Consider the following 16384-nt stretch of genomic DNA (forward strand, 5'->3'; position numbering starts at 1 on the left):
TTCAAATGGTATAATCTAACTATATTGGGTGACGCGGCGTAACCCGCAAGCTTTTTTTAGGAGGAATTCCAATGAAACGCTGGACAACCGGAGAAGCAGCGAAGCAGCGCAATGTTTCCGTTCGCACACTCCGCTATTATGATCAAATCGGCCTTCTGGCGCCAAGCTTTAAAGATGAAAATGGAAAGCGGCATTATTCAGAGGAAGACTTATTTACATTGGAGAAAATATTGATTCTTAAGTCCCTTTCACTTCCGTTAGAGGAGATCCGTGAGGTACTGAAACAGCTTTCTTATAAACAAATCTTAGTATCCCACTATAATCACCTGCAGGAGCAGCTCTCAGAGCTCCAAACAAGCATCTCCAACACAGCATCTCTGATCAATATGACCGATTTAGAGGATTCACTATCCTGGGATCGAGTCGCAGAGCTTGTGCAAAATTCACAAAAGCGTTCCAAGAAATGGACCGACTATTTTCAGGAAGAGGAAATAGCGTTCCTGGAAAAAACAATCCCAAACCTTGGCAGCAATGATGAAATCACCCAGCAGTATGTTTCCCTGCTGCGAAGGATTGAATGGTGCGTGGAACACCACATTACAGCCGAGTCGGAGGAAGGCTTTGAAATTGCTTCTGAATTAATCCATCTATCAAATAAAAGCTTCCAGGGAGATACAGAACTGATGGACCAATTTTGGGAAGTCAGGAAAATGCCTGCCGAGGAAACTGGGCTCTATCCTGTTTCAGAAGAGGTGCTGGAGTTTGTGGAGCGCTGTTTGGCTTATGCGGGTTCAAGGGCTGGCAGCTAATCAACAAGAAAGGAGAAAGATCATTGAAGAAAAACAAACAAGTGCAAATGATGCTGGCCATCATCGGAAGCATAGCTATTTTAACAATCGGAACTGTCATGGTCATTCAAATCGCGAAGAATCATCAGGTGAACAAACAGATCATAGACCAGTGCTTTGAAAGCTTTGATACAGAAAGAACAGTGACGATCAAGAAGGAAGGTTTTTGGTCCCCTGTTTTTTGTGAAAAGCATCCTGGTGCCTAGTAAGATCGATTGACTATTAATAAAAGGATGTGTTACGCCATAAACAATCGTGTTCATATTTTTGTTTGGATCACAATGATTGCAGTACCGTTCTTCTCTTTTATCAAAACAGGCAATGGGGAAACGGCAGTTTTCATTTTTATCAGTGAAGTGATTTTGTATTTTATTTATGCCTTGTTTCGGCTCAGGCGGATGACGAAAAGGCAGGAAGATTCTGAGGTTTGGGTTACCGACAAGATGACAGATGAAGAATTGAAGGAGTTCACTATTCCATTATTGGCTAAATCAGGCTATACCATTTCAAGGCTTGAAAGAGAACATCCAGATATCAGCTTTTTGCTGGAGACGCCAGCGGGCAAAAAAGCGATTGTTAAAGTGAAAAGCCATAAAAGGGGCGTTGGGATCCGCCTAGTGCAGCGGATTTTCAAACAACTGGATGCATATGATGCTGACGAATGCTGGGTGATCACCAATTATGGCTATACTCCTCAAGCTTCCGAATACGCCAGGAAGCTTCCTATACGGCTGTATGCGCGGGAGAAGTTTATGGATTGGATCCTGGCAGTGAGAAGAGGGAAGAGAATCCGGGGTTAGCATCCGGAATCCTTCCTTCTAAGATAGGCAGCAAAATCCTTATCATTCCAACCTCTTACTTTTTATAAGCGAGCACTGACCATTGAATGTGTTGGCTTCTTTATACTTTTCTAACTCTTTTTGGTATCTTGCCATTAGCTCTTGCCAATTTATCCGAATCATTCATTAATAAAAAACCCCGAACTCACCTTTTTATTCTCTGATCATCGCGGGTCATAAACTCTTCGATCTCTTCTATTGAAAATTGATTACAATCTCCAGTAATTGTGTGTTTCATTGCAGAAGCAGCCGTCGCGAACGATACCGTATAATCCAAATCCTGCTTAGTTAATAATCCATGTATAATACCGGCAGAAAAGGCATCGCCGCCGCCGACACGATCGATTACCGGTACAATGAAGTGTTTCTTTGAGGCATATAGAACACCCTTATTCCAAATAGTTCCTTTCAATATATGGTCGCTGGTCGACTTTATTTCTCTTAAAGTTGAATAAAACATCTCAATGTTTGGGTAGAGGTCACTCATTTGCTGATAATAATTAGCCACATCTTCTCCATCCTTACTTTGCTCTTCAATCCCCAAAAGGTGGATAGCATCTAACTTGCCGGCCGAGCAATAATCCGCATAAGGAAGCAACGCCGGCAGTATACTTTTTGCTTTTATATAACTCCATAATTTAGCACGATAGTTAATATCAAAGCTTATCTTCACACTGCGTTTTTTTGCTTCCTTCATCAATTGCTCAGTTAGCTTGGCCCAATTATCAGATAGAGCGGGGGTAATTCCAGAAACGTGGAATAACTCCACATCACCAAAAAGCTCATCCATAGACCATTCAAGCATCTCTATCTCTGAGAAACTGGAATAAGCACGATCGTAGATGACGGAAGATGAGCGTTCCCCAACACCACTTTCTAGATAATAAGACCCCAGTCTAGTCCCCCCGAATAGCAATAAATCAGTTGATACCCCATATTGCTGCAAATGCCTCTTCACAGCCAGTCCCAATGCATTATTCGGGACTTTACTTGCGAAAGATACTGAATGGTTATAATTAGCCAAACTAATCGCTACATTAGCCTCACCGCCTCCATAGTGAACCTGAAATTGTTTTGATTCGCTTAATCTAGTATCCACCCTGGTAGACAATCTGAGCATTATTTCTCCTAAAGTCAGAATCCGGCTCATTTTATAGGTCTCCTCTGATAGCCTTAAGCTTGTCCATATACTGCCTGGCCAATTTTGTAATTTCTTCAAAATCTCCTGTTTTTGCAGGTGCTAATAAGCTGCCGCCCACTCCAACAGCCATACTTCCATTTGCAAACCATTGCTCCATATTCTCCAGACTCACCCCGCCTGTGGGCATAATATTCGCTTGCGGCAAGGGCGCTTTTATGGCACTTATAAATCCTGGTCCAAATCCACTGCCTGGGAATAACTTAATAATATCCACGCCTGCTTTTAACGCATGTGATATTTCCGTTATGCTCATACAGCCAGGAAGATACGGGATCTGGTACAAATGGCAGCATTCTGCAGTCTGCTGATCAAAAAATGGACTAACAATATATTCTGCCCCTGCCATAATGGCAATCCTTGCTGTAGTTGCATCTAAGACAGTTCCTGCCCCTATTACTAGCTGATCGTGATCAGCATACTTTTCTTTGATTTCCCGGATTGCCCCTTCCGCATCTGGTATGGTAAAGGTTAATTCCAATCCTGTGAATCCACCATTTACTATGGCCTCTGTAATGCCTAATGCTTCTTTCTTTGAATCCGCTCTTATAACTGCAATAACACCGCTATTTATCAATTTATTTAATATAGCTATTTTTTTCATTGGACCTCACCTCATCATGTTCTTTTTCCTGTTCTATTAAAGCAAATGCTTGACGTCCAAGAGGAAGTCAAGCATTTACTTTCATATTAACTAGCTGATTTCATGTAAAATTAAGCCATTAGCCAATTTCCTTTAATGTAAAATTGCTATGTGGATTCTCTTTGTTATTCTTCACAGCAAAGTACGTAATCACAAATGATGTGCCAATGGCAATGGCAATTCCAATTAAAGCGTATGTGAAGTATGGTCCTACATATGCAACCAAACTTACAATACTTGAGAGGATATAGCCATAAATTCTGACTCCCATGATTGCAAAGAAAGTAGCAGCTATCGCACTGCCGATAGAACAGCCAATAAATGATTTTCGATTTTTAATGAGAACCCCAAATAATGCTGGCTCTGTAATACCTAAAAGAGCTGAAATTGTTGCAGAAAGAATAATGGACTTCTCTGCTTTGCTCTTGGCTTTAAAGAACATGGCAAATGTAGCGCCTGCAATAGCCATGTTTGTCATAAACATCATAGGCATGAGCATGTCATAGCCTTTATCTGCGAAGTTCTGCAAGGCAATAGGTGTCATCGCGTGGTGCACTCCAAATACAATTTCAATCGGCCGCAATCCACCCATGACCACCCCTGCCAGAACAGGAGAAATATCGAATAATGATTGAACAATAAAGGCTAATCCCTTGCCGACATAACTTCCTAAAGGCCCAGAAACAATTAATGCAAAAGGCAAGCCAATCAGCAGCGTTAGTGTAGGGGTGAATACAGTTTTTAACACGCTAGGCATATACTTATCAACTAATCTGTGAATAAAACTTAATGCCCATATAGATAAAATGACAGGTATAACGTTTCCGGCATAGTTAATCACCGGTATTGGCAATCCTATAAAGTGAAATTGACTGACTTCTCCTAACTTAGCAGCATCATTCAAGGTTGGGTACATAAAGCCAGCTGCTATCGCAATAGCAAGATACTGATTGGTTTTGAATATTTTGGCGGCTGATGCCGCAATAAAAAATGGCAAGAAATAAAAGACACTGCTTGCAATTAAGTCCAAGATTTTTACCGTTTCTGTATCCGCTGACAAAACATTCAATGCAATTAAGCCTGCTATAATCCCTTTAACCATCCCTGCACCTGCGATTGCCGGAACAATGGGACCGAATACTCCTGAAACTACATCCAATAAGCGTGAGAAAAGACCCTTTTTCTTGTTACTTTCCTGCTCACTTTCGTCTATTTCATCAATACCCAGCTCTTCTACTAAAAGGGAGTAATACTTTTGGACATTTGTCCCCATTATGATTTGATATTGGTCGCTTTGCAGTTGTTCACCAATAACACCAGTTAATTGTTTAACCTTTTCATGCTGAATTAAGGAATCATCATATAAATCAAAACGCAGCCTTGTCATACAGTGCCAGGCTTTCTTTATATTCTCTTTTCCACCGACATGTTCGATGATATTTCTTACGGTATCTCTTTCTTTCACCTTTGGTTTCAACTCCTCATCGTAAAAAATTGGCCAGATCTATTCATTCCTCATTGCAATTCGAATTGACACGCAAATAATAGCATATTAGAAAATGGTTTGAAAGCGGTTTAAAAAGACCATCAGAACCATTAAAACCCTATTATATCAAGGTTTATGTTCTAAAATGTTTTAGAATTGGTACGGTAAATCATCCTAATTACACGACTTCCCATACCAAATTGACGCTGCCATTTTTGCTATGTTTTAATTTAAGTATAAATTGCTTCGAGTTGACACATGCAATTTAAAACGAGAGGAAGAATCACAGTTGGAACCCACATTTATAACAGATATAAAATCATTTGTGACTAATCCACAAAGACATAATCTTATTGTTGTCAAAATAGAAACCAATAAAGGTGTTTATGGATATGGCTGTGCAACATTTCAGCAGCGTCCTTTAGCTGTACAAACTATTATAGATGAATATTTAAAACCGCTATTAATCAATAGGGATGCCAACAATATTGAAGACCTGTGGCATGTAATGATGGTTAATTCCTATTGGAGGAATGGCCCTGTTTTAAATAATGCAATTGCCGGGATTGACATGGCTTTGTGGGATATTAAAGCCAAGCTGGCGGATATGCCGCTTTACCAATTGTTTGGAGGGAAATCCAAAGATGCGATTGGGGCTTATGCACATGCAGATGGATTGACACTGGAAGAACTATTTTCCAATGTAGATTCTTTGGTTAAGAAGGGTTATCGCCATATCCGCTGTCAACTAGGTTTATACGGCGGCAAAAATCATCAGATGCATTTAGCCAGAGATTTAAGTGAGGGAGAGTACTTTGATCCGGATATTTATATGAAAGATGTTGTAAAAATGTTTAAAGCACTGCGTGAGAAGTATGGATATGACATTCATTTTCTCCATGATGTTCACGAAAGGCTGTTTCCTAATCAGGCACTACAATTAGCAAAGGATTTGGAGCCCTATAAGCTTTTCTTCTTAGAAGATATCTTGCCTCCTGATCAAAATGAGTGGTTATCACAGTTGCGGTCGCAATGTACCACGCCTTTGGCAACGGGTGAATTGTTTAATAACCCTGCGGAGTGGAGGAACCTTATTGTCAATCGGCAGATTGATTATATCCGCTGCCATGTATCACAAATCGGGGGAATTACACCTGCCCTAAAATTAGCGGCATTATGTGAGAATTTTGGTGTCCGCATTGCATGGCATGGACCATCTGATATGACCCCCATTGGAGTAGCTGTCAATACGCACTTAAATATCCATCTTCATAACGCAGCCATTCAAGAGGTACAAGAGCCAGAAGAAACGATAAAAAGGATGTTTCCTAATTCAATTGAGGTAATAGATGGCTATATTTATCCAATTGAAAGAGTAGGTATTGGAGTAGATTTTAATGAAGAGATGGCTAAAGAGTATCCTGTTATCTACCGCAAACATGAATGGACGCAAGCACGCATTCCAAATGGAACCATTCATACACCATAAAGCACAGAGCTAATGCTCATAAAGTACCCCTAGCGCATTATGCACTAGAGGTACTTTTAGTTAAAGGCTTTCCTGCAAAGAGAGAATATGAAAGAATAGATTAGTAGTCAAGATTAGTAGTCAAAATCATTTTTTGAGGTAAAACTTATGAATAAACGAGATTTCATTGCAGACGATATCCTCAGCAAGATTTATCAAAATAAATATAAAACTGGTGAGAAGATGCCTACCGAAAGGGAGCTTGCGGTCCAATATGAAGTATCGCGATATACCATTCGAGAAGCCCTAAAGAAGCTTGTGAATATTGGATGCATCAAAATTGTTCAGGGGTCGGGAATTTTCGTCAATGAATCCAGATATAGAAGCCCATTGATCTATAATTCTTTAACTGAAAAAAAATTCAAAGATATTCAATCTAAAATTATATATTTAAAAAAGATTAAACCAGATAAGAACTTAGAACAAATTTTTGATATCAGTGGCGACGATAAAAAATTATGGGAATATCAACGGGTACGCATTGTTAACTATCAAAAAATGCAAATTGAAACCACAAGATTGCCTTACTCCTACTTTCCTGATTTAAATGAAGAAGAAATAAAAAAATCTGTCCATGATTATGTACAGGAATGCGACTATCATATATCCCACTTCATCACAACATACACAGCTGTAAATGTAACCAAGGAAGAGGCTGCGCTTCTGAACTGCAAAAAAGGAGAAGCAGCAATGAAAATTATCAATAGAGGTATTCTTCAAAACAGTAAAGTATTTGAGTTCAGCGAAATCATAAACTTGGATTATTCAGTTTCTTACTTTACACCTTTTAACCCCTACAGCCATAAATACAGGAAAAACTAGTTGTGTATCCATTTTAGTAGACCATAGTTACCGTTCTATAGACACACTGCCTCTCCCTTTTGTTAGCCTCTTTTAAATTCCATAGGGACACCATTACTTTTACTGCGTTGCGAAACAAGACCTTCGGTAAAAGATTCTTTTAACAGTGCAGAGTAAATCAAACAAGCAATGAAAATTATAAATCAATTCATTATTTGCGTACAATTTCGCCCTACCTATTCGTCCTACCAATAAAGGAGCTGATTATATGGTGACAGAACAAGAATTAGCAGGCAAAGCACGCGAACTGAAGGAAATGTTTTCTGAAATGGCACAGGCCCATTCAGGGCAGCTATGGAATTATTGCCGTTATCTGACCGGATCCCCGTGGGATGGCGAGGATTTGTTTCAGGAAACGATGCTGAAGGCATTGGGCGGATTATTTCAAAGATGGCATCCGACAAATACAAAATCCTATTTGTACAGGATGGCCACTAACATCTGGATCGACCACTGCCGCAGGGAGAAAAGAAATCTTGGCACGTTAGACGAAGGAGATATACCAACGGTTGAATTTACGGAGACGCTAGAGCTTCAGCAGGCACTCGGCTACCTTGTTGAGCTGTTCAAGCCAAGGCAAATTGCCGTATTCCTGCTGTTTGAAGTCTTTAAGTTCAAGGCAGAGGAAGTGGCTGGCATGGCCAGGACCACGCCGGGAGCCGTTTATGCCACAACGAGAAGGATGAAGGAAAAATTGAAGCAGCATAACAATCCGGAAACTCAGGATCACCGCTTCGTCCATGAAAATGAGCCGGTCATCAAAGCCTATTTAAAGGCCTTAAACGAAGGCGATGTCGAAGCAGTCCTGGATCTGATCAGTGACCAGGCACAAAATGAAGCACCTTTAGGCTTCGCAGAATTTAGCAAAGAAGAAATGCGGAATGGCTCGCTGCGCTATGGATTGCCTGGATACAGGGCCGAGTCCCGCATACTTTGGGGCAAGCCGGTTATTATTGTTTTTGCCGACGAAGGACAAGGCCCGTTCATCCATGACATTCAGTACCAGGAAACCGAAAACGGAAAAATTGTCAGGCATGTAAGCTATTTTTTCCGTAAAGAATTCATTCTGGCGGCCGCAGAGGAACTAGGTGTGCCGGCACAGCTTACTAAGCCGCCTGTGGATTGGGCGAAGTAATCTTTAAAGGCAGATTTAGGTCTGTCTTTTTCTCTTGTAAAATCGCCCTACCTGAATGTACTTTTTTCCAATGCCAGCCATTCTATCGCCTTCTCCAGGTCAACATCCCGCTTCAAGTGCTCGGGTGTCCATGGTACATACAAATCTGGCGCTATCCCTTTGCCCGTCATCCCCATGCCCCTGTCAATCCGTGACAGCCTTGAAGTGGGATACATGAATTCAAATCCGTTATCCCAGTGCTTGCTTATGAGGTTGGCATAATCATTTAATCCTTTTGTCGGCCTGCCGATGACCCGGACTTTGCTGGACTTTTTACAAAGCTCAACAAAGGAATCACCCGAACTGCCGCACATATAATCTGACAAAACTGCAACTGATTTAGGATATTTGGCGCCTTTCACATACGTGTCGGGCACAATATCTTTAAAATCAAACTCGACGAATCCTTTTCCTTTGTTCTTCTGCCACTCCCGAATAAAGACCTTAAGGAATTGCTGTGCCTCTTCCCCCTGTATGCCTTCCAGTTCCGGGAACGCTCCCGCCAGAAATCTGCCGGTGTTCGAATGGGTGCAGTTAAACAGCATCGTATCCTCTCTGTCAGCGAGCTCCACACCTTCTTCAGGCATGATATACGGCATGAGAGGATAGTAGCTGGAGTCGCTTCCGCCATAATTGACCCGAACATCTATTATCCATTGGGTTGCTGATTCAATAAGATCCCTATTATCTCTGACCAGTTTTACAATGGCATCTGGATCCGCAAAATCAGTAATGGTGAATAGCAATGTATCCTGATTCACCTTTTCCACAGTATAGGCTGGCGTATATCCTGGTTTTTCATAAGTACTGAAAGTAATTTTACGAACATTCCCCTGCTCATCCTCTATGTCGCCATATTCATACAGCGAAAGGATCGGCATCCAGTCTTCCCGTTCGGGATGGTTAGCCTTCAAAAGCCGGCTGTGCTTTTCTTTCAGTTCCGGGATGGTGAAGCCCCCAAGCGAAATAATCGCCATGCCGGCATTTAATTTTTGTTCATTTTTCGCCCCGGTAACATAAAGGCAGTCCTTATATCGCCTGACCTGGAATCCTCTGTCCACCGGCTTTCTTTTTTCCGCCGAGCTGTCAGCAAAGTAAATATGATGGTCTTGAAAGTCCAATAAATAGTCTCTTACTATATCTGCAAACTGCTCCCTGGTCAGCCTATTGGTTTCTTTTAAAAGCTGTATTTTTTCAAAATAAGCCTCCGGATGATCATATCCTTTTTTATCGATGCACCCCGCATAGTCGTGATGCATTATTTCAACAATGTCTCTGAAGATCTGTTCCATTCTAATCCTCCGCATTCATGTTATTCCTTATATTACCTATTCTATATCATGAAAGGTTTGACCTTCTTAAGAGGTATAAACTGTTCTTCCTTTAAATTATTTGGAATAATATGTTAATATATAACAGCATCCAAAAAAACAGGGAGCTGAGAAATTGAAGCGGAGAATGAGTCTTTTGCTGCTTGGATTAATGTTAATTGCCAGTGCCTGTTCCTCTCAAACGGACGGAGGAGCCAATTCTTTTCAAGAGCAGGCTGGCGATGAATTTGAGACTGATGTATTTATTCCTGAATATGAACAGTATTCCATCACATCGGCTGAGGTTAAATATCCGCCAACAGGTGACAAGAAGGACCTGGTTGTGGTCTATTCAAAAGAAAAGGGTAAGTTAAGAGACAAAGAGTATATCGAAAAATATGAGAATACAATGGATTCGAAGGTTCTATATGGACTTTATGATGGAGAACCCTGGCTTTTCATCATCACCTACAGCAATTTCGAGATCATTGATGGTGAAATTGACAGCAAGATTAAAACGATGAACGGTGTGGATGTCCATTATAGAGAGATTGCGGCTGACACAGATATGCTAATAGCATTCTTCAATCTCGAGAAAGGTTCTTATCATATTGAGTTTTCATTGAGAGAGGGAATGACTAAGGAGAAGGCGTTTGAGATTGTTGAGGATATTATTGAGAATAATGGATAGAGGGATGGAGTATTCCATCCCTTTGTTTTTTGCTGGGCAAAAGTGCCGGATCAAATAGGCCGATAAGAAACCTTATTGTTTGTTATTGCGTTTTTCATCAAAATAAGTCCAGATATAATAAACAATCCAAAATACTAATGGGGTCATATATGCGTAGATATTCTTTATTGGGAGAAAAAATATGATTACAAAACTAATAATTAATGCTACAGGCATCAGCGTCCAATAGATCTTATCTTTAAAAGGCTTCAAGGGCAGGCCCCTCTTTCTAACAGCATTATTTTTCAATCACCCGATAATCTTTTGTTTTAGTTATTGAAATACTGTTGTCGTTTGCAAATTCAATTAGGTCTGCAAATAGGTAATCAGACGAAAAATGAACACCAGAAAATGATATAAATATGTAACCATGCAGGGACAGGTCCCCCTGGCCCAGCCAAAAAAGAGCCAAGGGACCTGTCCCCCTGGTTCATTCTAATTTCAACTTTTTGACCACGGAAGAGACTAATGTATCCAAGGGATTAATTATAGTTTTAGACTTATGCTTAATTTCTTTGGATGCTTGGACCATAGATAGTTGAGCAACAGAAATTATTTTATCTTCCAGAATAATCCCTTGCAAAAACTTGGAAATTTCTTGGTTATATTCGTGCTTTCTCCCTTGCATTATCAATTCAAAAGTATTGTTGATTACCTTTGCCTCTATATCAATCGATTTCTGATGATTGTGTGCATATTGATTCAGACGCTCTAAAGTTCCTTTGACTGTTGCAGGATTTGTAAATACGATTGTCTGTGCCCGCTTTACTTTACAGACAGACTCAAAGAAGGGTTCATCAATCTTTATGATAGGCACAGAAATTGAAAGTTGTTCTTCCGATAGAATAGTAATATAGTTTGTGCAAGTAACCAGTATGGCATCAACATTACATTGGGCTATCCATTCTATCTGTTCCTTTACTTTATTTCGTGCGTCTGCAGTTTTGAAGCTCCTATCTGATGTAACTCGATATATTAATGCAGGATCAACAAAATGTATTAGTTCCATATCATATGGGGCAAAGGCTTTCTCAATGTATTCGATATTCGAAAAATGGGCGTGTAAGCACCCTAACTTTATTTTCAATTCAAACCCGCCTCTATATATTAATCAATATAAAATTCAACAAAAAATGCTCAATCCCTTCCTGGATACTGTAACTTCATTGTAACTCCCCCCTCCTACACTAGACCCGAAGAATGAAAAGGAGGAATGGTTTTGATGGCTCGCAGAAAATCCTGGATTGGTTTAATCGTTTTGATTTTTGTATGCTCGGTCACATTGCTTCCTGGTAATTCAAAGGCTGCAGGACAATTTATTACAGGTACCTATGCAGGGAAGCCTTATAAATTGTATGTTCCTGATCAGTACAATGAAAGTCAGTCTTATCCGTTATATGTCATGCTGCATGGGTGCACACAGGATGCCAGCCAGTTTGCGACAGGGACAAAGATGAATACACTCGCTGATGAAAAAGGGTTCTTGGTACTGTATCCTGAACAGACCAGCAGCGCCAATTCCAATAAGTGCTGGAACTGGTTCGAGGCAGCCCACCAGTCGCGCGGCAGCGGGGAACCAGCTGCTATCGCCGGGATGGTAAATCTTATTAAAAATAATTACTCAGTCCAAGGAGATCAGGTGTATGCGGCGGGTCTCTCAGCAGGTGCAGCGATGAGCGTGATCATGGGGGCCGCATATCCTGACCTTTTCTCTGGAATTGGGGTGGGAGCGGGTCTTGAATACAAGGCTGCAACCAGCATGACCGGAGCTTTTACGGCTATGTCGAGCGGCGGCCCTGACCCTGTGCGCCAGGGGAGGGCTGCCTATCAGGCAATGGGAAGCCAGGCAGACACCATGCCAGTCATAGTGTTTCACGGAACTTCGGACTATACAGTCGCACCGGTAAATGGAAACCAGGTCATCACCCAATGGGCAGTGACAAACGACTTAGCACAGAACGGCAAAGAGGATGGCTGGATCGACGACCAGCCGGACCAAACCGAGAACTTAAACGTTCCTGGCGGAAAAAGCTACACTGTCAGCCATTATAAAGCTGGGGACGGCAGAGTCTGGATGAAAAAAGTCACTGTCCAAAGCATGGGGCATGCCTGGTCAGGGGGAAATGTGCAAGGCAGCTATACGGATCCACAGGGCCCTGATGCCAGCCGGATGATGTGGGAATTTTTCCATTCATTTGCAGGCGGTGATGATGGAGGAGATGCCGGCGATGCCCCTGCTACATCAGCAAGCCCTAAAGGCGGAACCTATAATCAGCCTGTCTATGTAGAGCTCCAGACCAATAAAGAAGCATCCACTTACTACACAGTGGACGGTTCGAATCCTACAGCACAATCCACACTCTACACGGGACCGATTTACATTTACGACGATACGACCCTTAAGTTTTTCAGCCAGGACAGCTCCGGGCAAAGAGAGTCTGTCAAAGAAGAAGTATATATCATCGAAGAAGATGCTCCTCCCGGGGACTCGCTGACATTCAGCGCCATCTCAGGGGAAAGCGGGTTTGCCGGCCGCTTCACAGCAGATGGCAAAGGCTCCGGGGACATCAAGGCTGGCGATAAAGGAATGTACAATACTGATACCTTCAGAGGGATCTTATCCTTTGACACAAGCACGCTCGGACAGACAGCGATTGGGTCAGCAAAATTGCGCCTGTATACAAAATTGATCACAGGGGCAGTCACTGATGTAAAAATCGACATGAAGAACGGAACTTTTGGATCTGCCCCAATCGAACAAAACGATTATTCCGCCGCAGCCACACTTACCGATATAGCCAGTTTTCAGCCGGCCGCCGTTTCTAATTACATTGATATAGATATCCCGGCCAGCGCACTGGCTCAAATCAACCGGAGCGGCAAGACTCAGTTCAGGCTAAAAGCAGCAACGGCAGCTAGCTTTAATCAGAACTCCGTCCTTTTTTATGGAGGCGGGAATGGAGATCTTTCTCCGGTTCTAATAGTAAATCGCGCCAACTGATCTCTCTTTTTTCCCTTTGAACTTCAGTCCCAATAATTCTTCATAATCTCATGGGACCAATCTGGCTGGCTGATAGGCTCTTTAGGCAGGAATTCCTCCATCACCGGCTTGATATCAAGAATCGGCGTCCCATTGATGCAATCAAGCCCAGTGACGGTCAGTTCCCTGCCTTCTCTTTTGACTATCCTCACAGTTGTCAGGCCTAGTTGATTCGGTCTATTTTTGCCGCGCTGAGCAAAGATCCCCACTTTTGGGAGGCTGCTGTCATTTCTGGGATGCCTTGCACCAGGCACTATTTTACTTTGATCCACCCGATGAAAATGATAAATGATTTCTAAGTGGGAGAAGGATTCAATTCCGTCGAGCCCGTCTTCTGGCAGAGAATCGTCCAGCACGATCCTGCTGACCACTTCGCCCCAGTAATCGTCCTCTATTTCGTGTCTTTCATTATATGCAATCCCGATAGGATTTACTGTAATCATAGCACTGCCCCTTTCTACGGTGAGAGGAAACTGTTTCTTTTTATTTATGTGAAACAAGGTCAGATTCCTGTTACTTATAAATTATATTCCAATGATAGGACCGTATTTTTGTTCTGAGTACAACCATTCGCTATCATAATTTTTCTCATTGGCGTGTTATCAATTTTCGTTGCGCCCAGGTACGAGTTTGCTTTAAATTCATTTCTCAGCCTATATAACCCCAGCAAATGGAGCCTCTGACCCAGCCCATTCCCTGAAAATTTCGGGTGCATGCCAATCCAAAAGAGACGTCCTTGTCTATCCGAATCAGGCTCCAGGTGGGGAAAAACAACGCCAGCCGGTTCATCTGCAATCATCAGTACTGTGTACATATTGTTTACCTGTGAGGGCAACTCTGTTTGCATGCCCGTTAAAAATCTTCTAGTATCGTTAAAACTCCTGCCCATTACCTCTGACAGGAAAGCGATTGATTCCTCGTGCTCAATGGACCATACTTCATAACCGGCTGCAGGTTGATTGATAGGTTCAGTAAATTCCCTGGTGTAAATGACTCTTTCTCCAGTCATTACCATTTTCCTTTTTGTGAACATCAATTGATCAAGGAGAGTTCTAGGGCATTCGAACAAGATACGCCTCTCTTTAAAGGCAGTTAGATTAGTAATAAGTTTCATTATGGCTGTGTCTGCTTCATGGGGATTGTTTATATTATCTTCAAACATTTCTAAGATGAATTCTTGATCATTTTTTATGTAATGGATCCCTGCTTTTTTTAGACTCTTGAATACTTCATCCATTTCCGGCCCTCCTCAAAGGAGCATTAAAACGCCTTTCTCTGGTAAATGAATGTGGTGACTCCCCAGGAAATGCCATACAGAGCCAAAATGATTACTGCTGCCCCCGTGTACAACGCCGGGTTGGACAAACTTGCAATAAAACCGGTGATTAAAGAAAGATCTTCAGCAATCAGGTTTAGGAGATGCGGACCCATCCCTGTTAATAGAACGAATGTAATCATCAGGACTGTTGTGATATGCCCTGGTTTAAATATATAAAACAGCGGAAATGTGAATGCAGCGAATGCTAAGAAGATGCCGCCTCCCATAGCCATATCTTCGATGGTAAATGCCTTATTGAATGCAAGCAATGCCAGACAAGTGCCGCCTATGGCTAAAATCATATAGATAACTGCTCCGAGATAACGTGAAGCAATGATTTCATTACGCGTATAGGGCAGGCTGTTCAGCAGAATGTTCGCCTCTGCTTTTTCATCATAGGCATAGGCATTAAAAGGAATGAAAATGCTGGCAACGCTGAAAATCAGCACAGGATGCGAATCCATTACAATAAAGAACAGGATAAAAGGAATAAAGGTCAAGATCAGTTTTTTCTGCAGTATCACATCGCGCCTGATAAGGTTAAACATAGCTTTTCCTCCCCTTCATGTAATACATAATATCCTCCAGGCCCGCCTGTTCCACTACAACAGAATGGCCAAAAGTATTATTTACAAGTTCGATATTGTCAGTCAGGGCCTCAAACCCTGTAGGAGCCCGGTGAATATGGACAAAAGCCTTCTCTGTATCCCGGTCCAAAAGTTCCAGCCCGCCTTTTACGAGCGCATAATTTTCCCCCACCTCGTGGACAGACTGATTAAATACCAGTCTCCCATTTTGCAAAAAGGCAATATAATCAGCGATGCGGTCCAAATCTGTGGTGATATGTGTAGAGAAGAAAATCGTGCGCCGGTCATCCAGCATCAATTCCTGCAGCAGATCGAGCATTTCCCGCCTGAAAATAGGATCCAGTCCTGATGTAGGTTCATCCATGATAATCAGCTCTGCATGGTGCGATAAGGCAATCGCCAGTGATGCCTTCATCTGCATCCCTTTTGAAAAGGTTTTGATCGCTTTATTAAGGGGCAGCTCGAACTGCTCTACATATTGATAAAACAAACGATCGTCCCAGCGCTTATACGCTGGTCCAACAATGCGTTTTATATCTTTTAAATTCATCCCTTCATAAAATACATTTCCGTCATAAACGAACCCGATGCGCTCTTTGATCTCCTTCTCATGTGTCTTATAGTCCAGCCCGAAGATCCTGATCTCGCCCTGATCCGGCTTCAGCAGATTCATCATCATTTTAATGGTCGTCGACTTTCCGGCGCCATTCCCTCCGATGAACCCTGTAATAAAGCCCTGCTTCACTTGAAAATTTATATCTTTAATGGAAAAACCCTTGAATTCCTTGGCAACATTTTTCAATTCGACCACATTCTCCATAC

Annotated in this window: 17 protein-coding genes; 8 read left to right on the plus strand and 9 right to left on the minus strand. The window is 41.9% G+C overall.

All coding sequences use genetic code 11. The features are described 5' to 3' along the window. Positions 1-71 precede the first annotated feature (71 nt). The 3 genes from N288_RS23130 (at position 72) to N288_RS23140 (ending at position 1648) form a co-directional block, all read left to right on the plus strand. Positions 72-809: a MerR family transcriptional regulator gene (locus tag N288_RS23130; protein ID WP_009794499.1), complete on the plus strand. Its 738-nt coding sequence runs from the start codon at positions 72-74 to the stop codon at positions 807-809. A gap of 23 nt (positions 810-832) precedes the next feature. Then, a complete protein-coding gene (locus N288_RS23135; RefSeq protein WP_022544560.1) occupies positions 833-1054 on the plus strand; it encodes a hypothetical protein in 222 nt (73 codons plus the stop codon). Between the two features lie 75 nt (positions 1055-1129). Continuing rightward, on the plus strand, positions 1130-1648 hold the full coding sequence (locus tag N288_RS23140) for a restriction endonuclease (RefSeq protein WP_009794501.1): 519 nt from the start codon (positions 1130-1132) through the stop codon (positions 1646-1648). Positions 1649-1832: 184 nt separating this feature from the next. On the opposite strand, the gene N288_RS23145 is transcribed toward N288_RS23140, so the two are convergent. The 3 genes from N288_RS23145 to N288_RS23155 all read right to left on the minus strand — a co-directional run bounded on the left by N288_RS23145 (position 1833) and on the right by N288_RS23155 (position 4993). Then, entirely contained in the window at positions 1833-2837 is a 1005-nt protein-coding gene (locus N288_RS23145) for a sugar kinase (RefSeq protein WP_009794503.1), read from the minus strand. 1 nt (position 2838) lies between these two features. After that, the gene (locus N288_RS23150; protein WP_009794504.1) at positions 2839-3489 is read right to left on the minus strand and encodes a bifunctional 4-hydroxy-2-oxoglutarate aldolase/2-dehydro-3-deoxy-phosphogluconate aldolase; all 651 of its coding nucleotides are present in this window, start codon (positions 3487-3489) and stop codon (positions 2839-2841) included. Positions 3490-3607: 118 nt separating this feature from the next. Then, a complete protein-coding gene (locus N288_RS23155; protein ID WP_022544561.1) occupies positions 3608-4993 on the minus strand; it encodes a PTS transporter subunit EIIC in 1386 nt (461 codons plus the stop codon). A 310-nt stretch (positions 4994-5303) separates the two neighbouring features. Here N288_RS23155 and N288_RS23160 point away from each other — a divergent pair, with 310 nt between their 5' ends. From N288_RS23160 to N288_RS23170, 3 genes are all read left to right on the plus strand, one after another. Further along, the gene (locus tag N288_RS23160; RefSeq protein ID WP_022544562.1) at positions 5304-6503 is read left to right on the plus strand and encodes an enolase C-terminal domain-like protein; all 1200 of its coding nucleotides are present in this window, start codon (positions 5304-5306) and stop codon (positions 6501-6503) included. Between the two features lie 147 nt (positions 6504-6650). Further along, the gene (locus N288_RS23165) at positions 6651-7364 is read left to right on the plus strand and encodes a GntR family transcriptional regulator (protein ID WP_009794507.1); all 714 of its coding nucleotides are present in this window, start codon (positions 6651-6653) and stop codon (positions 7362-7364) included. A gap of 247 nt (positions 7365-7611) precedes the next feature. Then, the gene (locus tag N288_RS23170) at positions 7612-8538 is read left to right on the plus strand and encodes an RNA polymerase sigma factor (RefSeq protein ID WP_009794508.1); all 927 of its coding nucleotides are present in this window, start codon (positions 7612-7614) and stop codon (positions 8536-8538) included. Positions 8539-8585: 47 nt separating this feature from the next. Here the strand turns inward: N288_RS23170 and N288_RS23175 are convergent, their stop codons facing one another. After that, entirely contained in the window at positions 8586-9869 is a 1284-nt protein-coding gene (locus tag N288_RS23175) for a S41 family peptidase (protein ID WP_009794509.1), read from the minus strand. Positions 9870-10023: 154 nt separating this feature from the next. Between N288_RS23175 and N288_RS23180 the strand changes: the two genes are divergently transcribed. Then, positions 10024-10578, plus strand: coding sequence for a hypothetical protein (locus N288_RS23180; RefSeq protein WP_022544563.1), 555 nt, complete (start codon positions 10024-10026; stop codon positions 10576-10578). Between the two features lie 469 nt (positions 10579-11047). On the opposite strand, the gene N288_RS23190 is transcribed toward N288_RS23180, so the two are convergent. Next, on the minus strand, positions 11048-11704 hold the full coding sequence (locus tag N288_RS23190; RefSeq protein WP_009794512.1) for a hypothetical protein: 657 nt from the start codon (positions 11702-11704) through the stop codon (positions 11048-11050). 135 nt (positions 11705-11839) lie between these two features. On the opposite strand from N288_RS23190, the gene N288_RS23195 reads away from it, so the two are divergent. Further along, positions 11840-13618: an extracellular catalytic domain type 1 short-chain-length polyhydroxyalkanoate depolymerase gene (locus tag N288_RS23195; protein WP_022544566.1), complete on the plus strand. Its 1779-nt coding sequence runs from the start codon at positions 11840-11842 to the stop codon at positions 13616-13618. 23 nt (positions 13619-13641) lie between these two features. Here the strand turns inward: N288_RS23195 and N288_RS23200 are convergent, their stop codons facing one another. From N288_RS23200 to N288_RS23215, 4 genes are all read right to left on the minus strand, one after another. Continuing rightward, entirely contained in the window at positions 13642-14100 is a 459-nt protein-coding gene (locus N288_RS23200; RefSeq protein ID WP_009794514.1) for an SAM-dependent methyltransferase, read from the minus strand. A gap of 74 nt (positions 14101-14174) precedes the next feature. Further along, positions 14175-14894 carry a GNAT family N-acetyltransferase gene (locus tag N288_RS23205; protein ID WP_009794515.1) on the minus strand — a complete coding sequence of 240 codons (720 nt, stop codon included), beginning with the start codon at positions 14892-14894 and terminating at the stop codon, positions 14175-14177. 23 nt (positions 14895-14917) lie between these two features. Then, positions 14918-15523, minus strand: coding sequence for an ABC-2 transporter permease (locus N288_RS23210; RefSeq protein ID WP_009794516.1), 606 nt, complete (start codon positions 15521-15523; stop codon positions 14918-14920). Beyond that, complete coding sequence (locus N288_RS23215; RefSeq protein WP_009794517.1) at positions 15516-16382, minus strand: ABC transporter ATP-binding protein; 867 nt, start codon at positions 16380-16382, stop codon at positions 15516-15518. Before N288_RS23215 ends, N288_RS23210 begins: the two co-directional genes overlap by 8 nt. Positions 16383-16384 lie beyond the last annotated feature (2 nt).

It is taken from the genome of Bacillus infantis NRRL B-14911 (assembly GCF_000473245.1).
In the GTDB taxonomy this organism is placed as follows: Bacteria; Bacillota; Bacilli; order Bacillales; family Cytobacillaceae; genus Bacillus_AB; species Bacillus_AB infantis.